This is a genomic window from Limnohabitans sp. 2KL-27, from assembly GCF_001269345.1.
In the GTDB taxonomy this organism is placed as follows: domain Bacteria; phylum Pseudomonadota; class Gammaproteobacteria; order Burkholderiales; family Burkholderiaceae_C; genus Limnohabitans_A.
The window spans coordinates 305,916-321,717 of record NZ_CXOP01000001.1; the positions used below are offsets into that span (position 1 = coordinate 305,916).

Sequence of the window (15,802 nt, forward strand, 5' to 3'; positions counted from 1 at the left end):
CTGATATCTCCTTGATGGTTGAGTGATGCTATTGAAACAGGTTCAGAAGTGCAACGAGGGATACCCCGTATTACTTGCTGGCCCCCTTGGAAATCCATTCGGCAATTTGCTTGGCGTCGGCATCAGGCAGCGACTGGGGTGGCATGGGGATTTGACCATAAACACCCACACCACCGGCCTTGATTTTGCCAACCAAATAGTCGGTTTTACCGGCTTGCTTTTTGGCAATCTCATTGAAACCAGGGCCCACAATCTTCTTGTCCACACCGTGGCAAGCTGTGCAACTGTGCTTGTTCAGGAGCGCAATCGCAGCCTTGGCTTCGTTGTTTTCAGGCTTGGCAACTGCTGCTGGAGCCGCAGCGGCTACGGGCATACCGGCCTTGGGCTCCGGTTTGGTGGTGTCCGCACCGCGCTGTGGGCCGACGATGCGGTTTTGCTCTTGCAAGTTACCGTGGGCATTTCGCGCAAAGTCAGGCAAAAATGATGCCACTTTGGGCTCAGGTGTGCAGTCCTTCATGCAAATCTTGTTGGCGGTGTCGGGTTTTTTAACGCCACCGAATTCATTGCCAGGCCACATCGCATGGGCGGTGGTCATGCCATTGCGGTTGGGCATACGTGCTTGCACCTCCGCAATATTTTTGTCTGACAGCACGTAATTGTCAGGCACGATGTTGGCCAGGTTCAACAAGAAAGCCGTGACAGCGTAGACCTCTTCCGTGGTCAGTGTCTTGGGGTTGGTCCAAGGCATGGCCCTGTTGATGTAGTCCCAAAGTGTAGAAACCGTGGGCACCTTCATGATGGTGGTGCGGCCGGGGTAGTCGGTACGCGACAAATTGGCCACGCGTCCGTTCTTGATGTCTTCTGCAGTGGTGCCACCAATCAGCGGACTGAACACTTCGTTGGACTCTCCAAACACGCCGTGGCAGTGGGCACACTTGGCCTCCCACACGTCCTGGCCTTTGGCAACCGATCCAGAACCTGCAGGCAGCCCCTTGAAGTCGGGGCGCACATCAATGTCCCACTTGGCCACTTCTTTGGGTGTGGCAGCTCGCCCCACACCCGGGTAATGGGTGCTTTGTGCAGTCGCCAAACCAGCAACTGCCATCAACGCCACCGTCAAAACGGCATTACGAAACCTGGACATTTTTCACCTCACCGTTTTCCTGCACCAACCACGACTGGATGGCGTTGTTGTGATAAATAGAGCGCGTTCCGCGCACACTGCGCAACTGCTGGTATGTGGGCTGCACATGGCCGGTTTCGTCTTGTGCGCGACTTTGGATGATGGCCGGTTTGCCGTCCCACACCCAGTCGAGGTTGAAACGACTCAAGGCCTTGGACAAGACCGGGGTTTCAAGGCGTGCCTGACGCCAGTTGCGACCGCCGTCGGTAGAAACATCCACCCGCTTGATCTTGCCTTTGCCCGACCAAGCCAAGCCCGTGATGTTGTAAAACCCTTTGTCCAGCAAAACCTGGCCGCCCGAGGGGGTGGTAACCACACTCTTGACTTCCTGGATGTTGGTGTACTGGCGATGCAAGCCGCTGGGCTGCAAGTCGATGTAATGAACGGCTTCGTCCTTGGCGGCATAGGGCTTGTCGCCCACTTCAATGCGGCGAAGGTACTTGACCCAGCTCACACCTTGCACACCGGGCACCACCAAACGCAAGGGGTAACCGTTTTCGGGGCGGAGCATTTCACCGTTTTGGCCATAGGCCACGATCACCTCACCCGAGGTGATCAGGCTCATGGGGATGGTGCGGGTCATCGACGACCCGTCACCACCTTCGGCCAAAACAAACTTGCCATTTTTCAGATCGGCACCAGCGAGCTCCAGCAAGGTGATCAAGGGCACGCCCGTGAACTCGCTGCAAGACAACATGCCGTGCGTGTACTGCACGGTGGGCACGGCCACATTGCCCCAATCGACCGCCGTGTTGGCACCACACTCGATGAAGTGGAAGCGGGACACGGAAGGCAAACGCATGATCTCGTCCATGGTGAACACCATGTTCTTTTTGACCATGCCGTTGATCATGAAACGGTGCTTGGACGGGTCGATGTCCCACCAGCCTTGGTGGTGACGCTCGAAGTGCAAACCGCTGGGCGTGACGATGCCAAACAAGGACTGCAGTGGCGCAAACGACACCGAAGCCTGTGTGGTTTGTGTCAGGCCGGGACTCTGACGGCGCTGCAAGTTCGCTTCAAACTTGGAGGGCTTGCCATAACCTTCCACGGCCACGCCTTGGCCCAAGCCCACAGCGTGCTCAGGCAAGTTCAGAATGTTGGGGTCACCGCCTTCAACGGGCACCGGGTTGCCTTGGGCCATGGCCATAGGGGCAGCGGCACCTGCAGCCGCTGCTGCAAAGGCATTGCGAATGAAATCACGGCGGCCTTTTTTGCCTTCGGCAAAGACCTCCTTGATGCCACTTTGAGTCAGGAAGTTTTCAGGTGCTTTTTGCACCCTTCCTGAGTTGATACTGTCTTCTTTCACACGAACTCCTTGTTTTGAGTTGTCAATTCACGGCAGTGTCAATGGCGACCTGCGTGCACATGGCACGGCACACCACCACGGCTGTTTCGTCTGCAATCCGGTAAAACATTTGGGCCCCTTGACGCCGCTTGCCCAAAATGCCCGACCTGTACATGATGTTCAAGTGCTGCGACATATTGGGTTGCGCCACGCCGATCTGGTCCAGCAACTGCCCTACATTTTTTTCCCCCTGGCACAACTCACTGATGATGCGCAATCGAATGGGCGTGGACAGAACGGCAAACATTTCTGCCGCCTTCTCAAACACCACATTGGTCTCGTCGCTCATGCGTGATTTGCTGCTAGGTTCGTATATTCGGATGTGCGAATATATACGATAAACAATGAATCTGAATCAGGGATTACACGGAACGTGTTGCCCGATCAGGATAAACCCTGATCGGGAAGGCGTCGTCGTGTTTTTAGAACTTCCAGCCGTACTGCACACCCAACGATTGCTGAGACATACGGATGGTTTCTGCCGTGCCAGATAATGTCGACGTACCTGTCACCGTGTTTTTTGGGGCATACATGTATGCAAAAGTCAGGTCGGATTTGTCATCCAACTTGTACGTTGCACCCAATGTGTAGTGGTCGGTGATGACGCCAGGGGCAATGATGTTGAACGTCACGTTCGCGCCGCTGACAGGGTTGTTGGTGTGGTTATAGCCAGCACGCAAGGTCAAGTTCTGACTCTGCTTCCACTCCACGCCCAACTTGAAGACATTCAGGTCAGCCCAACCGAAACCAGGCCCATCAACAGCCCCCATGGTTTTTGTCAAATCCATTGGATTGCCGATTGACTTAACTTTGCTGTAGATGATCCGCTGATAGTCAACCGCGAACAACAACGCAGGCGTAGCCTGCACAGACAGACCAAGCACGTAGTTTTCGGGAATATCAAAGTCACCACTCTCAGCAAACAAGGTAGCGTACTTCTTAAAAGCACCCATATTGGTTTTGGGTGAGTAAGAGGCACCGAATCGAATACTGTCGTTTAATTGAGTTGTGTATCCAATACGCACCCCCAAACCACTGCTTGAATCATTTCCGGCATCGTTTGCAAGTGCTGGGCTCATACCAGCGAATCCCTGCAAACCTGAAGCCTTAAATTGCTGATAAACCAACAAAGGAGAAACACCAACCGCACTGGAATCCGACAGCTTGTAAGCAAAAGTGGGGGCCACGATCAACTGCATCAAGTTGACGCCCAACTTTGTGCTGCCACACAGCATGTTGGCATCGCCTCCACCACAATTGAAGCCTGTCGCCCCGTAATCTGTGTTCATGCCGCCATTGCCATAGACCGTCAAGCCCACAGCCGTCTTTGCATCCAGTTGCCGGCTGTAGCCAAATTCAGGCACTACAAACGAACTGCTTCCACTTTCTACATTTCCGTCCATTAGACCCGCACCCGTGCGGGTTGCGCCACGTTTTGGCATGAAAATATTGGCCCCGATTTCATATCGATTGCCCGCAAATGCCGCCAATGCCGGGTTGTTGGCGCCCGCAAATGTGTTGCCCGTCACGGCCACTGACGCACCGCCCATGCCCAAAGACTGCATGCCATAGCCATGCGGAAAGTAACCGTCAGTCGCCCAAGCTGCAGAACCTGTGGCCAAAACAGCCGCCACCACGGTGGCACGCAAAGTGTTGATTTTTTTCATGAATATCTCCTGTTGATGACTGATCAGAACTCACCCTTGTGACCACGTTCCATCATTTCCCAGATGGTGTCGCGCACGGCTTTGGCTTCTTCTTTCAGGGGCGAGGGCAACTTGCGGCCCATTTTGACCATCATGTCCATGTTGAGGGTGTAGAGCCACAGACCGTCTTCTTTTTCCACCATGGAAATACGGCATGGCAAATATGCGGCCATGTGCGGGCTGAAGTCCACCATCTTGCGGGCCGTGGTGGGTGAGCAGAAGGAATAGACCGTCAGCAGCTTTTCTTTTTTGCCGGAACGTGCTTCAAGCTCTTTGGACAACGGCAGCGTGCCGACATCGCGCATGTTGCGCTCGGTGGCCACCTGCTTGAGGACTTGCTCCACTTCTTGGGCTGTCACGCCCTTCTTGACCTTGCGCTCCCAGGTGGTGGCCACGGCGATGTCGCCTTCGCCCTCGACCCAGCGGTCCCACATGCGGCTGGCTTCTGCGCCTGCGCCTGATTCAAGCTTGCCGAGGGTGCTGATGGTGCCGCAGCCGGTCAACCAGATCGAGCTGACCAACACCGCCCATTTCAGCCATGTGAAAGATTTGCGCATTGTTTTTTCTCCTGAAGTCATGCATTGATGGAAATCCAGTCGGACACACCATGTGTCTCGCTGGATTGACGTCCATCATCCATGCCCCGAGAAAAAGAAGGTATTGGCAGATACCCTATACCCTATGGGGTAAGGTATCTGTCAAGACCACAACAATGCGGTTTTAAGACCTCATTTGAACTTGTAATGGTCGCGGTTGAGCACCGCAGCGACCGAAGTCACGTCCTCTGGAAACATGCCCAAGTTGAGTTCAGTGTTGCATTGCTCCACCATGCCGCGCAACAAAGAGGCGTTGATGATCCGGCCCTGGGGCTTGTAAATGGCACTGCCATTGCCCCCGACCTTGGAAACATGGCAAGCCACGCACTTGCTTTCGGCGATCAATTTCTCACCCAGCTTGTAGTCGGCGTCCTTGTAAATGGCCAGTTGCGCATGTGCAACTGTTGCAAAAAAGAAACTGATCCCAACCATCGTGGTTTTGTTACAGGTGTCCATTCAAGTCTCCCATCAAAAAAGCCGCTCAAGGGCAGACCCTTGAGCGGCAAAAAAAGCCACGAGTACCCATCGAGCTTTCTAAATCATGCAGTGTTGATCAAGCCTGACAAGGCTTGAATTTATTTGGCGCCAGCCAGAATCCAAGTGGCCAGAGTCAGCGCATCGGCATCGCTCAAAGCGGCTTGGGCTGGCATGGGCACGGGGCCCCACTTGCCCGAACCACCGGCTTTGATGCTCTTGGCCAAAGTGGCTGCTGCGTCTTTTTGGCCGGCATATTTCTTGGCCACGTCTTGGTAAGAGGGACCCACCAGCTTTTTGTCCACCGCATGGCAGGCCATGCAAGCGTTCTTTTTGGCCATGTCCATGTTGGCGAAGGCGGGGGCTGACATCAGGGCAGAGACGGCAACAGCAGCAAAAATCAGTTTCATGAGAGCTCCATGTGAAGGGGTTTAAATATAACCAGTCGCTAATTTAACCGAAATCAAGATGGCTTTGTGAAAAACCGATCCAGTTTGGCTCAGGGATTTTACTGAGGGCAAGTCCTACAAAGACCCAAAGCCATCCCCAAAACGCGGGCATCGTGCTCAGTCAAACGCAGGCTGTTCAGGTTTGACCACTGCTTTGCCTGCAGAGGCCCAAGCATCAAAACCACCCGCAAGCGATGAAACATTCAAGTAACCCATGCTCTGCATGGTTTGCGCGGCCAGAGCTGCGCGGCCGCTGGTCTTGCAATACAGCACCACCTTCAGCTCGCGGCCCGACAAGGCGGGCGTGCCGCTGAGCTTGAACTCCAGCAAGCCCCGGGGCACCAAGATGGCACCCGGCAGGTGGCCTGCGGCAAACTCATCGGCCTCGCGCACGTCGATCAACACATCGGCTTGGCGAATGGCCGCTTCGGCGTCTTGCAAAGCGATTTCGCGGACATTAGCCTTGGCTTGCAGAACCAGGTCATGGGCTGTTTTCATCGTATCTCCTTCAGGTTCAAACAATGGGGTTTCAGCGAGCCAACTGAGCGTTCAGGGCTTGCAGGCTTTGTACCGACATGCTGCCTGTCAAGGCGTCGAGTTGCAAGCGGGTGAGCAGCAACTCGGTCTGTGCACGCAGCCATGCCAGCTCGGCTTGGGCGGCATCGTTTTCGGCTTGCAACAAGTCCAGCGTGGTGCGGTCGCCCACTTGACGGCCCAAACGGGTGGCGTCCAGCCGGGCTGTGCTGGCCTGCCAAGATGCTTTTAGGGCCGTCAAGCGTGCGGGACCGGTCTCCAGCGCCAGCCAAACCGAGCGGGCTTGTTGCTGCGCTTGCTGCACAGCCAAGTCCACTTCGGCCTCAGCCCGCGCTTGGGCATCCACGGCCTCTTGCAGTTTGGCGCTGCGCCAGCCGCCTGTGTACAAAGGCACATTCAAACTCAAGCCCACCATCTGCTGGCTCTGGCTGTTGGTCGATGTACCAAAGTCGCCATCACCACTCAAGCGGTCACGTCCGGCCGAAGCCACCAAATCCAAGGTGACGCCGCCACTGCGTTGGTGCTTTTTGAGCTCTTGACGGGCCACGTCTTGCTGGGCTTTTTGCAAGCGCACACCCGTATTGGCCTCGCGCACCTGCTCCAGCACTTGCGCCAAAGTGGGCCCGGCGATGACCGCTGCATCGGCCTTGGGCGCTAGTGGTTTCAAGGCATCGGCACCCAATCGGGTAGAGTCGGTCAATACACTGCGGGCCATTTGCACTTCGCTGCCTGCGGCCAGCAACTGCGCCTTCAGGCCTTCGGCACGGGCAGCGGCCTCGTGCGTGTCGGTGACCGGCAAATCGCCCAAGGCAAAGCGGTCTATGACTTCCGTCAGTGAGAGGCTCACGGCGGCGTACTGGTTTTTCAACACCTGCTCCTGGCGCTCGGCCAGGAGCAGATTGAAATACCTTTGCGCAGTGAGCAGCATGAACTGTTGCTGCGCCAAGTCGGCGCGCAAACCGGCCACGCCCGCTGCAGTGTGCAACTGCGCTTGCTGTGCCTGCCGCTCGGGGCTGAAGAGCGGCTGTTTGGCCTGCAGCGACCAACGCGTGGAAGTGGCTGCACTGGCCGAGGTGGCGAAACTGCCCGTCGACGGCAACTGACCGCCCACGGCGAACTGGGCACCGGTCGTAGTGGTGTCCGCCGACATGGCACCGACCGTAGCGCTGCCCATCAGGACCGGACGCCACAGTGCCTTGGCTTGCGCTTCAAAGGCTTGCACAGATGAGCGCGTGGCGGCGACCACCTGCATTTGCGGGTCGTGTGCACGCGCCTGCTCCCAGGTTTGCAACACATCCAGGGCCTGCACAGAAGGGCTGGCGAGCATGGCCGCCAGCATCCAGCCTCTCAAGGGCCGGGGTTTGAATAAAAGCAAGCTCATAACTTGGGTGTCGATGGATCAGCTGCCAGCCTCAACGCCCAACTTGCGCAAGATGGACTCCATCAGGCACCATTTGGTCAGCGCGCTTTGCAACAAGTTGGCGCCCACAAAAGCCGTGAAAGCCAACCACCACGGGCTCACAAAAACGGGACTGCCCTGCACGCCCAAGGCCAAGGACAGCAAGATGAAGGTGCCAGCGACCAAACGAACGATTTGCCAAGATTTCATGATTCAAACTCCTAAGGGTTAAAGAAAAAACTCAAGCGCCGTACTTTTTACGGTACGCCACGTAATACAAAGTCGGGATGACGACCAGCGTCAGGACCGTGGACACAAAGATGCCAAAGATCAAAGAAATGGCCAGGCCGTTGAAGATCGGGTCATCCAAGATGAAAAAGGCCCCAATCATGGCCGCTAGGCCCGTGAGCATGATGGGCTGGGCACGGGTGATGGCAGACTGCACAATCGCGCTTTTGAATTCCATGCCGCTGCTGACCTGCAGGTTGATGAAGTCCACCAGCAAGATCGAATTGCGCACGATGATGCCCGCCAGCGCGATCATGCCGATCATGCTGGTGGCGGTGTATTGGGCATTCAGCAAGGCGTGGCCTGGCATCACACCAATGATGGTCAACGGGATCGGCGCCATGATGATCAGCGGTGTGAGGTAGGAGCCAAACTGCGCCACCACCAGCAAATAGATCAGGATCAGGCCCACACCATAGGCCGCGCCCATGTCGCGGAAAGTTTCGTAAGTGATTTGCGACTCGCCATCCCACTTGATGCTGTAGCCGCGCCAGGCGTCATCGGGCTGGCTGATGAAGTACTCATCAATCCGCTCACCATCCGGGCCTTTGATCTGGGCTACATCACCACGCATCTTGAACAGGCCGTACAAGGGGCTGTCCACCTTGCCTGCCATGTCGGCATTGACGAAATTCACGGGCAGCATGTCTTTGTGGATGACGGGCTGCTCGCGCAGCGTGTCGCTCACGGTGACCAGCTCACGCATGGCCACCACCTTGCCCGTGGCGCTTTTCACGCCCAGCTGCAGCAGGGCGTCCAGATCGCCATGCAACTGCTCGGGCAGCTGAATCAAGGCGGGCACCGGGTACTTGCTGCCGTCGTGCAAATAGGTCACCGACTCGCCGGCCAAACCGGCACGCAAGGTGGTCACGATGGCTTGTTGCGACACACCCAACACGGCTGCTTTGCGGCGGTCCACCAGCAGCAGCTTGCGCGGCGCATCGGCAATCGAGCTGACATCGATGTCCACCACGCCTTCGGTTTTTTCAAACACAGCACGCACCGACTCGGCCACTTGGCGGCGGCCTTCGGCATCTGGACCATAAATCTCGGCCACGATGGGCGACATCACAGGCGGGCCAGGCGGCACTTCGACCACCTTGACGTTGGCCCCGTGGCGGCGACCAATCTCCTGCAAAGCCGGACGTACGCGTGTGGCGATCACATGGCTCTTGTCGCTGCGCTCAGATTTGCCCACCAGGTTGACCTGGATATCCCCCAGCTCAGAGCCGGCACGCAGGTAGTACTGGCGCACCAAACCATTGAAATTGATGGGCGAAGCGGTACCCACATAAGCTTGGTAATGGGTCACTTCAGGCACGGTGGCCAGGTGACCGCCCAACTCGCGCATGACTGCGGCTGTTTTTTCCAGCGGCGTGCCTGCGGGCATGTCCACCACCACCTGAAACTCTGACTTGTCGTCAAAGGGCAGCATCTTGAGCATGACCAACCCAGTGACGGGGAGCACCAGGGACAAAGCGATCAAACCTGCTATGCCCAAACCCAGCAGCTTGCGGTTGCGCCCGCCGGATTGGGTGTCGAGCAAAGGCTTGAAGATTTTTTCGAACAGGGGTTCTAGCTTGGCGCTCAGGCCACTGTGGCCACCACCTGTCGCACCATGCGCATGCCCCGAAGACGGCTTCATCCACATGCCCGACAACCATGGCGTGATGACAAAGGCAATGGCCAGCGACAGCAACATGCCCAAGCTGGCATTGATCGGGATCGGGCTCATGTACGGGCCCATCAGGCCGCTCACAAAGGCCATGGGCAGCAAGGCCGCGATCACGGTGAAAGTGGCCAAGATGGTGGGGCCACCGACTTCGTCCACTGCACCGGGGATGATCTCGCGGATGCTCTTACCCGGATACAGCTGCTGGTGGCGGTGGATGTTTTCCACCACCACGATCGCGTCATCCACCAAAATGCCGATCGAAAAGATCAGGGCGAACAGCGACACGCGGTTGAGCGTGAAACCCCAAGCCCAAGAGGCGAACAAGGTCGCCGTCAGCGTCAAGATGACCGCCACGCCGACGATGGCCGCTTCACGGCGGCCCAGCGCCATGAACACCAGCGCCACCACCGAAGCGGTTGCAAACAGCAACTTCTGAATCAGTTTTTGCGCTTTGTCGTTGGCGGTTTCACCGTAGTTGCGGGTCTCCACCACCTGCACGTTGTCAGGAATCACCGTGCCTTGGAGTTTCTCAACCCGGCTCTTGACGCCATTGGCCACATCGATGGCGTTCTCGCCCGACTTTTTTGTGATCGACAGCGTCACAGCGGCAAACTCCTCGCCGCCATTTTTGGCGTTGTTGCCGTGCCAGACATACCGCTCAGCGGGCATCGGGCCGTCTTTCACGATGGCCACGTCTTTCAAAAAGACGGGCTTGCCCTGAACCACCTGCACAACCAGATCGGCTACGTCGCTGGCTTGCGCCAAATGGGGGCCGGCCTCGATGGCCACGCTCTGGTTGGCACCCAACAATTCACCCACAGGCAAGCCCAGGTTGGCTGACTGCAAGGCCATGCGCAAATCGTGCACCGTCACGCCCGAGCCGTTCATGCGCTGCGGGTCAATCTGCACCAGCACCGCGCGGTGCGGGCCACCAATGGTGACCACATCGCGCGTGCCTGGCACGCGCTTGATGTCGGCCTCGATGCTGTGCGCCACGCGCTCCAGATCAAAGGCGCTCACGTCTGCGGTTTTGCCGTGCAAGGTCAGGGACACGATGGGCACATCGTCGATGCCCTTGGGCTTGATCAATGGCTCAGGCAGACCCAGGTTGCGGGGCAACCAGTCGGCGTTTTCACGGATCGTGTCGTGCAACTTGACCAGCGCCTCGGTGCGCGGCACGCCCACCTTGAACTGCACCGTCAGGATCGCCACGCCCGGACGAGAAACCGAATACACGTGTTCCACGCCCGCAATCTTGGACAGCACCTGCTCGGCCGGGATCGCCACCATTTGTTCCACATCGCGCACCGATGCGCCCGGGAAAGGCGCGATCACGTTGGCCATGGTCACGTTGATTTGCGGCTCCTCTTCGCGGGGCGTCACCATCACGGCAAATACGCCCAGCAAGAACGCCACCAGTGCCAGCAAGGGCGTGATCTGCGCACTCTGGAAGGCTGCTGCGATGCGGCCCGAAATACCCATTTTTTGCTCGCTCATGGGGCTGCTTTCAGAGTTTCTTGCCAAGGCTGGCGGGCTCGGTCACCACCTGCTCACCCGCGCTCACACCAGACAGCAACTCCACCGTCTGGCCCGTGGTGCGCCCTAATCGTACTTGGCGTAAACGGGGTTTGCCCTGCGCATCCATCACATAAACACCGGTCATTTCTGCACGGCGCACGATGGCTGTCAAAGGCAGAAACACGCGACCGTCTTTCGCACTGTTCATGGCGGCATCGCTGGCCTGGCTGCCTGGCACCCAGACCCGAACAAACATGCCAGGCACCAAACCCTCTTTTCCCACAGGCAGAGCCAAGCGCAGCTGCGCGGTGTGCGTCACCGGGTCCACTGCGGGCAGCAGTTGCACCCCAGCCGCTACCCCACTGGTGTGACCCGCGATCTCGTAGCGGACAGATTTCAACTGCTTGCTTACGCTTCCCATCATCGACTGCGGCACGGCCGCGCTCACGCGCAAAGCCGAGGGGTCGTGCAAAGTGAGCAAAGGGCGGCCGGGCATGGCCATGTCACCCAAAGTGACAGGCACATCGGATACCACGCCATTGAAGGGTGCGCGCACACTGAAGAAACCCGTCTGGGTTTGGGCCGCACGGGTTTGGGCTTGCTGGGCTTGCACTTGGGCCTGTGCTGCCTCGTACTGGGCTTGGGCGCGCTCCAGAGCACCCTGGCTGATGTATTGCTTCTGGAAGAGTTGCTTTTGCCGGTCCAGCTCTTTGCTGGCCACGCGCAAATTGGCCTGTGCGGCTTCGAGCTGGGCGGTGCTACCGACCACATTTTGCTGGGCAGCGCTGGCATCGATGCGCAGCAACTCCTGCCCGGCCCGCACGCGGTCACCGGCCTTGACGTTCAAACTGACAATGGCCCCAGGGACCTGGGTCGACAGTGTGGCCTGGCGCACCGCCTCGACCACGGCGTCCAAACTCACCTCTTGGGCACCCGCCGCGCTGGCTTGGGCTGACACACTCTTGACCGCCGCCACCTCGGCATTGGCACCAATCGAGGCACTGGACAAGCCTGCAAGCGCCATGGCCGCAGCCAAAATTGATCGTCTGTTCATCAAAGTATCTCCATCAAACCGTTGATTTTACACATTTGGTTGCTTGCGTACATGCGTAATGATACAATCTAAACATCAGCATGTCAAACAGTGTCCTTCACCGTTCAGATTTGTTGTGTAATGGAGCGCCCATGAAAGACCTGCCAGCCAAAGCACTCGAACAGATTGCCGCCTATTTCCAGGCGCTGTCGGAGCCAACACGCCTGCAAATCCTCAATCTGCTGCGCGATGCCGAGCACAACGTGGGAGAGTTGGCCCAGTTGTCAGGCTACTCGTCTGCCAACGTGTCGCGCCACCTGTCTTACCTGGCCCAACACGGCATCGTGGCCCGCGAAAGCCGGGGTGCCAGCGTGTTCTACAAGGTGAGCGACCCCTCCATCTACGCCCTGTGCGATCTGGTCTGCGCCAACATCGCCCGGCAATACGAACAAACCTACAGCGACCGTGCCTTGTTCACGCCGAGCTGAAAGTCACGGCCGATCAGGGACTGATGACTTGGGCCCTGCACTAGGCAGCGTCAGCTAAATTCCCTAAATTCCAAGCCTCATCGCAAATCGCTATCATGGCGCTCCAACGGCTCCACCATTCACTCAGGGGCCACTCAGGAGTCCTGCATGAGCCGCATCGTGAACGCCGAGAAGAAGAAAAACCTGTGTGCCCGCCTGGCCCGCATTGAAGGGCAGCTGCGCGGTTTGCAAAAACTCATCGAAGCCGATGCCGATTGCGAAAAAATTGCCCAGCAATTGGCCGCCGCCCGCAAGGCGCTGGACAAATCCTTTTTCTCCATGGTTGGCTGCATGATCGAGCAAGGCGATCAATCGCCCGAGCACGTGGCAGAAATGCTGACCAAGTTCGCCTGACATCCCCAAACAGTCCACTCAGGACTTGAGCACCACCCCATCGGCATCGAGCACTCGGACCTGGATCTGGATGCCCTGCCCCACGCTCTGGGTGACGGTACAAAAACTTTCAAACTGGCCCAGCACACGCTCGAGCTGCTCGAGCTTGGCGGCGCTCACACCCAGGTGCAAAGTGGCCACCATCTCCAGCACGCGCATGCGGCCATCGGCATTGCGCCCCACTTGGGCCTGTACCTCGCAGCGCAAAGGCTCGGGTGCTTGTTTGAATTTGCGCAAGGCAAACAGCAACGAATCGCTCAGGCAATTGCCCACTGCAGCACACAGCAACTGCACGGGCGACGGCCCCAAGCCCGAGCCCAAGGGCGCGGGCTCGTCGCTGGTCAGTACCGGCATGCTGTCGTCAAAGCGGATGTCGAAGCGGTAATCGTGCTGCTGGGTCAGCGTGACCGAAATGCTTTTCTCGCCCATGGCTCAAGCCTGCGCTGCCTGCAGATCATCCCAGGCTTTCACGGCTTCTGCGGCATACATCAAAGCGGGGCCACCGCCCATGTACACACAGACCGCCAACATTTCCTCGAGCTCGGCCCGCGTGACCCCGAGTTTGATCAAGGCTTTGACATGAAAACCGATACAACCCGAGCAGCGTTGCGTCACACCAATGGCCAAAGCCATCAGTTCTTTGTGTTTGGTGCTCAACGCCCCCTCCGCCATGGCCGCCTGGGCCAATTGGCCAAAGCCTTTCATCGCGTCGGGCTGGCTTTTGCGAAACGGGACCAAGCATTCGTTGATATCTTGCATCAAACTGGGGTGGTCAAACGTGCTCATGGGACTTACCTTTCTGATGGTGACGACAAACTGAAACCAGGCCCGGTGTGCTGGGATGCACCCAAAGGCCTTATATAAGTATCAGTTTATGTCTGCCACTGAAATCCCGATTTGCTTTACATCAAGATTTGGGCGGCCCAACCAGATCTTGTGGTTTGACCATGGGCCAGCCGCGTTTGGCCCACTCGCTCATGCCGCCGTTGACATAGCGGATGTTGGTAAAGCCTTGCTCTTTCAGTGCCTCGGTCACGGCACGCGAGCGGTTTTGGGTGTTGCAGATCAACAAAACCGGTTGATCGGCTTGCTTGGGAATCTCGGCCACGCGCTGCGCCACCTGGCTCATGGGCAGCAAGACCACGCCCTGCGCTACGCCCGTGGCGTGCTCTTGGGACTCGCGGATGTCAATCATCAACACCTTGCCCGCCTCGTGCTCGGCACGGGCTTGCTCCAAGGTCACATTGGGCAGTGGTGCCTCGGGGCTACAGGCGGATAAACCGAGCACAAAAACCAAAAACAAGCCCACAGGAACAGAAAAATGACGGAAAACAATCATCAAAAGATACCTCAAGCAAATCAATAAGCAACAACCAATATACTGAATCTAACGCACAGCGTCACTTGACCTTAACCAAACCCGTTTGGAATTCACATGAGCACCTTTCAAAACCCCCAGCAAACTTGGAACCAACGCTTTGCCGCCGAGCACTACGTGTTTGGCGAAGCGCCCAACGCCTATTTGCAATCACAAGCGGCGCACCTGTCTCCCGGCAACGCGCTGGCCGTGGCCGATGGCGAGGGGCGCAACGGCGTGTGGCTGGCCCAGCAAGGCCTGCAGGTCGATGCCTTTGATTTTTCGGACAACGCCATCCGCAAAGCCTGCGCCTTGGCGCAAAGCCGCCAAGTGACCGTGCATTTTGTCTGCAGCGACTGGCAGTCGTTTGACTGGCGGCCTGCGCACTACGACAACGTCGTGGGCATCTTTTTTCAGTTCGCCACACCCGAGGAGCGCGGCCCCCTGTTTGCGCGCATGCTGGCCAGCCTCAAGCCCGGCGGCACCCTGGTCATCCAGGGTTACACGCCGCGTCAACTGGACTTCAACACAGGTGGCCCCGGCAAATTGGCGCACCTGTACGACGAAACATTGATGCTGGATGCCTTTGGCGAGCTGGACATCCTGGACCTGCGCACCTACGAGGCCGAGATCACCGAGGGCACAGGCCACCAAGGCATGTCGGGCCTGCTGGGTCTGACGGCTCGCAAGCCCTTAGGCTGATCAACAGGCCTGCTGCACTTGGCGTCATATAGCCTTTGAGCACCCAACAATTGGCGCAGGCTGATATTCTGAAGTTCTTGTTGGATTTTTTGGTTCAACTGCTGCCATAAGCGATCATTGACCAGAAAATCCTGCGCCTGGCTCGTGCTTGGTTCTGCCGGCTCCATGGCCTCAACAATGTCGGCCAAGCTGATTTTTTCTGACGCAATGGCCAGGCAATAGCCACCGCCGGGGCCACGTGTGCTTTCCACCAAATGAGATCGGCGCAACTTGCTGAAAACCTGCTCCAGCCGCGTGGTCGATAGGTCGTGCCGTGACTGGATGGCAGCCAAAGACACAGGGCCCTTGTGCTCGTGCAGACCCACCTCCATCAAGACGGTCACAGCCAACTGGCTGTCTTTGCTCATCCGCATCACAAGCCGCCTTGTGTCGTCGCAAAACAGTTTGTCTTGTTGGGCAGCAGCTCTACTATCTCACCAGTACCCATGAATGATCTCCTGTTCTTGGGGGATGGGGTCACTGAAAAAAAGGGGACTCCTTTGACAGAGTCCCCCAATCAGGATGTGTGTACCAAACACAACCTAAACCACAATCCCTCAACAATATAAGAAATCACTTCA

At 57.5% G+C, this 15,802-nt stretch carries 19 protein-coding genes; 3 read left to right on the top strand and 16 right to left on the bottom strand.

The window, feature by feature from the left end; genetic code table 11:
* Window positions 1–70 precede the first annotated feature (70 nt).
* The 12 genes from LHAB_RS01490 to LHAB_RS01545 form a co-directional block, all read right to left on the bottom strand.
* Window positions 71–1,144, bottom strand: coding sequence for a c-type cytochrome (locus tag LHAB_RS01490; protein ID WP_090043606.1), 1,074 nt, complete (start codon window positions 1,142–1,144; stop codon window positions 71–73).
* Window positions 1,128–2,492, bottom strand: coding sequence for a sulfite dehydrogenase (gene soxC, locus LHAB_RS01495; RefSeq protein ID WP_228763304.1), 1,365 nt, complete (start codon window positions 2,490–2,492; stop codon window positions 1,128–1,130). The genes LHAB_RS01490 and soxC overlap by 17 nt, the downstream gene beginning before the upstream one ends.
* A gap of 22 nt (window positions 2,493–2,514) precedes the next feature.
* The gene (locus tag LHAB_RS01500; protein ID WP_090043607.1) at window positions 2,515–2,820 is read right to left on the bottom strand and encodes an ArsR/SmtB family transcription factor; all 306 of its coding nucleotides are present in this window, start codon (window positions 2,818–2,820) and stop codon (window positions 2,515–2,517) included.
* Between the two features lie 133 nt (window positions 2,821–2,953).
* A complete protein-coding gene (locus LHAB_RS01505; RefSeq protein ID WP_090043608.1) occupies window positions 2,954–4,198 on the bottom strand; it encodes an OmpP1/FadL family transporter in 1,245 nt (414 codons plus the stop codon).
* A 23-nt stretch (window positions 4,199–4,221) separates the two neighbouring features.
* Window positions 4,222–4,794: a DUF302 domain-containing protein gene (locus tag LHAB_RS01510; protein WP_090043609.1), complete on the bottom strand. Its 573-nt coding sequence runs from the start codon at window positions 4,792–4,794 to the stop codon at window positions 4,222–4,224.
* 171 nt (window positions 4,795–4,965) lie between these two features.
* A complete protein-coding gene (locus LHAB_RS01515) occupies window positions 4,966–5,265 on the bottom strand; it encodes a hypothetical protein (protein ID WP_228763305.1) in 300 nt (99 codons plus the stop codon).
* Between the two features lie 143 nt (window positions 5,266–5,408).
* Complete coding sequence (locus LHAB_RS01520) at window positions 5,409–5,717, bottom strand: c-type cytochrome (RefSeq protein ID WP_090043611.1); 309 nt, start codon at window positions 5,715–5,717, stop codon at window positions 5,409–5,411.
* 156 nt (window positions 5,718–5,873) lie between these two features.
* On the bottom strand, window positions 5,874–6,254 hold the full coding sequence (locus tag LHAB_RS01525) for a rhodanese-like domain-containing protein (RefSeq protein ID WP_090043612.1): 381 nt from the start codon (window positions 6,252–6,254) through the stop codon (window positions 5,874–5,876).
* Window positions 6,255–6,285: 31 nt separating this feature from the next.
* Window positions 6,286–7,671: a TolC family protein gene (locus LHAB_RS01530; RefSeq protein WP_090043613.1), complete on the bottom strand. Its 1,386-nt coding sequence runs from the start codon at window positions 7,669–7,671 to the stop codon at window positions 6,286–6,288.
* Window positions 7,672–7,689: 18 nt separating this feature from the next.
* Entirely contained in the window at window positions 7,690–7,899 is a 210-nt protein-coding gene (locus LHAB_RS01535) for a YgaP family membrane protein (RefSeq protein WP_090043614.1), read from the bottom strand.
* Window positions 7,900–7,930: 31 nt separating this feature from the next.
* Entirely contained in the window at window positions 7,931–11,149 is a 3,219-nt protein-coding gene (locus LHAB_RS01540) for an efflux RND transporter permease subunit (protein WP_090043615.1), read from the bottom strand.
* Window positions 11,150–11,159: 10 nt separating this feature from the next.
* Window positions 11,160–12,224: an efflux RND transporter periplasmic adaptor subunit gene (locus LHAB_RS01545; protein WP_090043616.1), complete on the bottom strand. Its 1,065-nt coding sequence runs from the start codon at window positions 12,222–12,224 to the stop codon at window positions 11,160–11,162.
* A 131-nt stretch (window positions 12,225–12,355) separates the two neighbouring features.
* On the opposite strand from LHAB_RS01545, the gene LHAB_RS01550 reads away from it, so the two are divergent.
* Together LHAB_RS01550 and LHAB_RS01555 are read left to right on the top strand one after the other, a co-directional pair.
* Window positions 12,356–12,691: an ArsR/SmtB family transcription factor gene (locus LHAB_RS01550; RefSeq protein ID WP_090043617.1), complete on the top strand. Its 336-nt coding sequence runs from the start codon at window positions 12,356–12,358 to the stop codon at window positions 12,689–12,691.
* A gap of 147 nt (window positions 12,692–12,838) precedes the next feature.
* Window positions 12,839–13,084 (top strand): metal-sensitive transcriptional regulator, encoded by a 246-nt coding sequence (locus LHAB_RS01555; protein WP_090043618.1) that lies wholly within the window; start codon window positions 12,839–12,841, stop codon window positions 13,082–13,084.
* Window positions 13,085–13,102: 18 nt separating this feature from the next.
* Here the strand turns inward: LHAB_RS01555 and LHAB_RS01560 are convergent, their stop codons facing one another.
* The 3 genes from LHAB_RS01560 to LHAB_RS01570 all read right to left on the bottom strand — a co-directional run bounded on the left by LHAB_RS01560 (window position 13,103) and on the right by LHAB_RS01570 (window position 14,462).
* A complete protein-coding gene (locus LHAB_RS01560; RefSeq protein WP_090043619.1) occupies window positions 13,103–13,552 on the bottom strand; it encodes an OsmC family protein in 450 nt (149 codons plus the stop codon).
* A gap of 3 nt (window positions 13,553–13,555) precedes the next feature.
* The gene (locus LHAB_RS01565; RefSeq protein WP_090043620.1) at window positions 13,556–13,909 is read right to left on the bottom strand and encodes a carboxymuconolactone decarboxylase family protein; all 354 of its coding nucleotides are present in this window, start codon (window positions 13,907–13,909) and stop codon (window positions 13,556–13,558) included.
* Window positions 13,910–14,030: 121 nt separating this feature from the next.
* A complete protein-coding gene (locus LHAB_RS01570) occupies window positions 14,031–14,462 on the bottom strand; it encodes a rhodanese-like domain-containing protein (protein ID WP_228763325.1) in 432 nt (143 codons plus the stop codon).
* Window positions 14,463–14,558: 96 nt separating this feature from the next.
* Here LHAB_RS01570 and LHAB_RS01575 point away from each other — a divergent pair, with 96 nt between their 5' ends.
* A complete protein-coding gene (locus tag LHAB_RS01575) occupies window positions 14,559–15,182 on the top strand; it encodes a class I SAM-dependent methyltransferase (RefSeq protein WP_090043621.1) in 624 nt (207 codons plus the stop codon).
* Here LHAB_RS01575 and LHAB_RS14835 read toward each other — a convergent pair.
* Entirely contained in the window at window positions 15,098–15,595 is a 498-nt protein-coding gene (locus LHAB_RS14835; protein WP_090043622.1) for an RrF2 family transcriptional regulator, read from the bottom strand. The genes LHAB_RS01575 and LHAB_RS14835 overlap by 85 nt on opposite strands.
* Window positions 15,596–15,802 lie beyond the last annotated feature (207 nt).

Bases quoted from the DNA above. Each gene is read 5' to 3' on its own strand.
- LHAB_RS01530 (WP_090043613.1), bottom strand. From the start codon at position 7,671: ATGAGCTTGCTTTTATTCAAACCCCGGCCCTTGAGAGGCTGGATGCTG.
- LHAB_RS14835 (WP_090043622.1), bottom strand. From the start codon at position 15,595: ATGCGGATGAGCAAAGACAGCCAGTTGGCTGTGACCGTCTTGATGGAG.
- LHAB_RS01555 (WP_090043618.1), top strand. From the start codon at position 12,839: ATGAGCCGCATCGTGAACGCCGAGAAGAAGAAAAACCTGTGTGCCCGC.
- LHAB_RS01500 (WP_090043607.1), bottom strand. From the start codon at position 2,820: ATGAGCGACGAGACCAATGTGGTGTTTGAGAAGGCGGCAGAAATGTTT.
- LHAB_RS01490 (WP_090043606.1), bottom strand. From the start codon at position 1,144: ATGTCCAGGTTTCGTAATGCCGTTTTGACGGTGGCGTTGATGGCAGTT.
- LHAB_RS01510 (WP_090043609.1), bottom strand. From the start codon at position 4,794: ATGCGCAAATCTTTCACATGGCTGAAATGGGCGGTGTTGGTCAGCTCG.
- LHAB_RS01560 (WP_090043619.1), bottom strand. From the start codon at position 13,552: ATGGGCGAGAAAAGCATTTCGGTCACGCTGACCCAGCAGCACGATTAC.
- LHAB_RS01525 (WP_090043612.1), bottom strand. From the start codon at position 6,254: ATGAAAACAGCCCATGACCTGGTTCTGCAAGCCAAGGCTAATGTCCGC.
- LHAB_RS01545 (WP_090043616.1), bottom strand. From the start codon at position 12,224: ATGAACAGACGATCAATTTTGGCTGCGGCCATGGCGCTTGCAGGCTTG.
- LHAB_RS01575 (WP_090043621.1), top strand. From the start codon at position 14,559: ATGAGCACCTTTCAAAACCCCCAGCAAACTTGGAACCAACGCTTTGCC.
- LHAB_RS01535 (WP_090043614.1), bottom strand. From the start codon at position 7,899: ATGAAATCTTGGCAAATCGTTCGTTTGGTCGCTGGCACCTTCATCTTG.
- LHAB_RS01515 (WP_228763305.1), bottom strand. From the start codon at position 5,265: ATGGTTGGGATCAGTTTCTTTTTTGCAACAGTTGCACATGCGCAACTG.
- LHAB_RS01565 (WP_090043620.1), bottom strand. From the start codon at position 13,909: ATGAGCACGTTTGACCACCCCAGTTTGATGCAAGATATCAACGAATGC.
- LHAB_RS01570 (WP_228763325.1), bottom strand. From the start codon at position 14,462: ATGATTGTTTTCCGTCATTTTTCTGTTCCTGTGGGCTTGTTTTTGGTT.
- LHAB_RS01540 (WP_090043615.1), bottom strand. From the start codon at position 11,149: ATGAGCGAGCAAAAAATGGGTATTTCGGGCCGCATCGCAGCAGCCTTC.
- LHAB_RS01550 (WP_090043617.1), top strand. From the start codon at position 12,356: ATGAAAGACCTGCCAGCCAAAGCACTCGAACAGATTGCCGCCTATTTC.
- LHAB_RS01505 (WP_090043608.1), bottom strand. From the start codon at position 4,198: ATGAAAAAAATCAACACTTTGCGTGCCACCGTGGTGGCGGCTGTTTTG.
- LHAB_RS01520 (WP_090043611.1), bottom strand. From the start codon at position 5,717: ATGAAACTGATTTTTGCTGCTGTTGCCGTCTCTGCCCTGATGTCAGCC.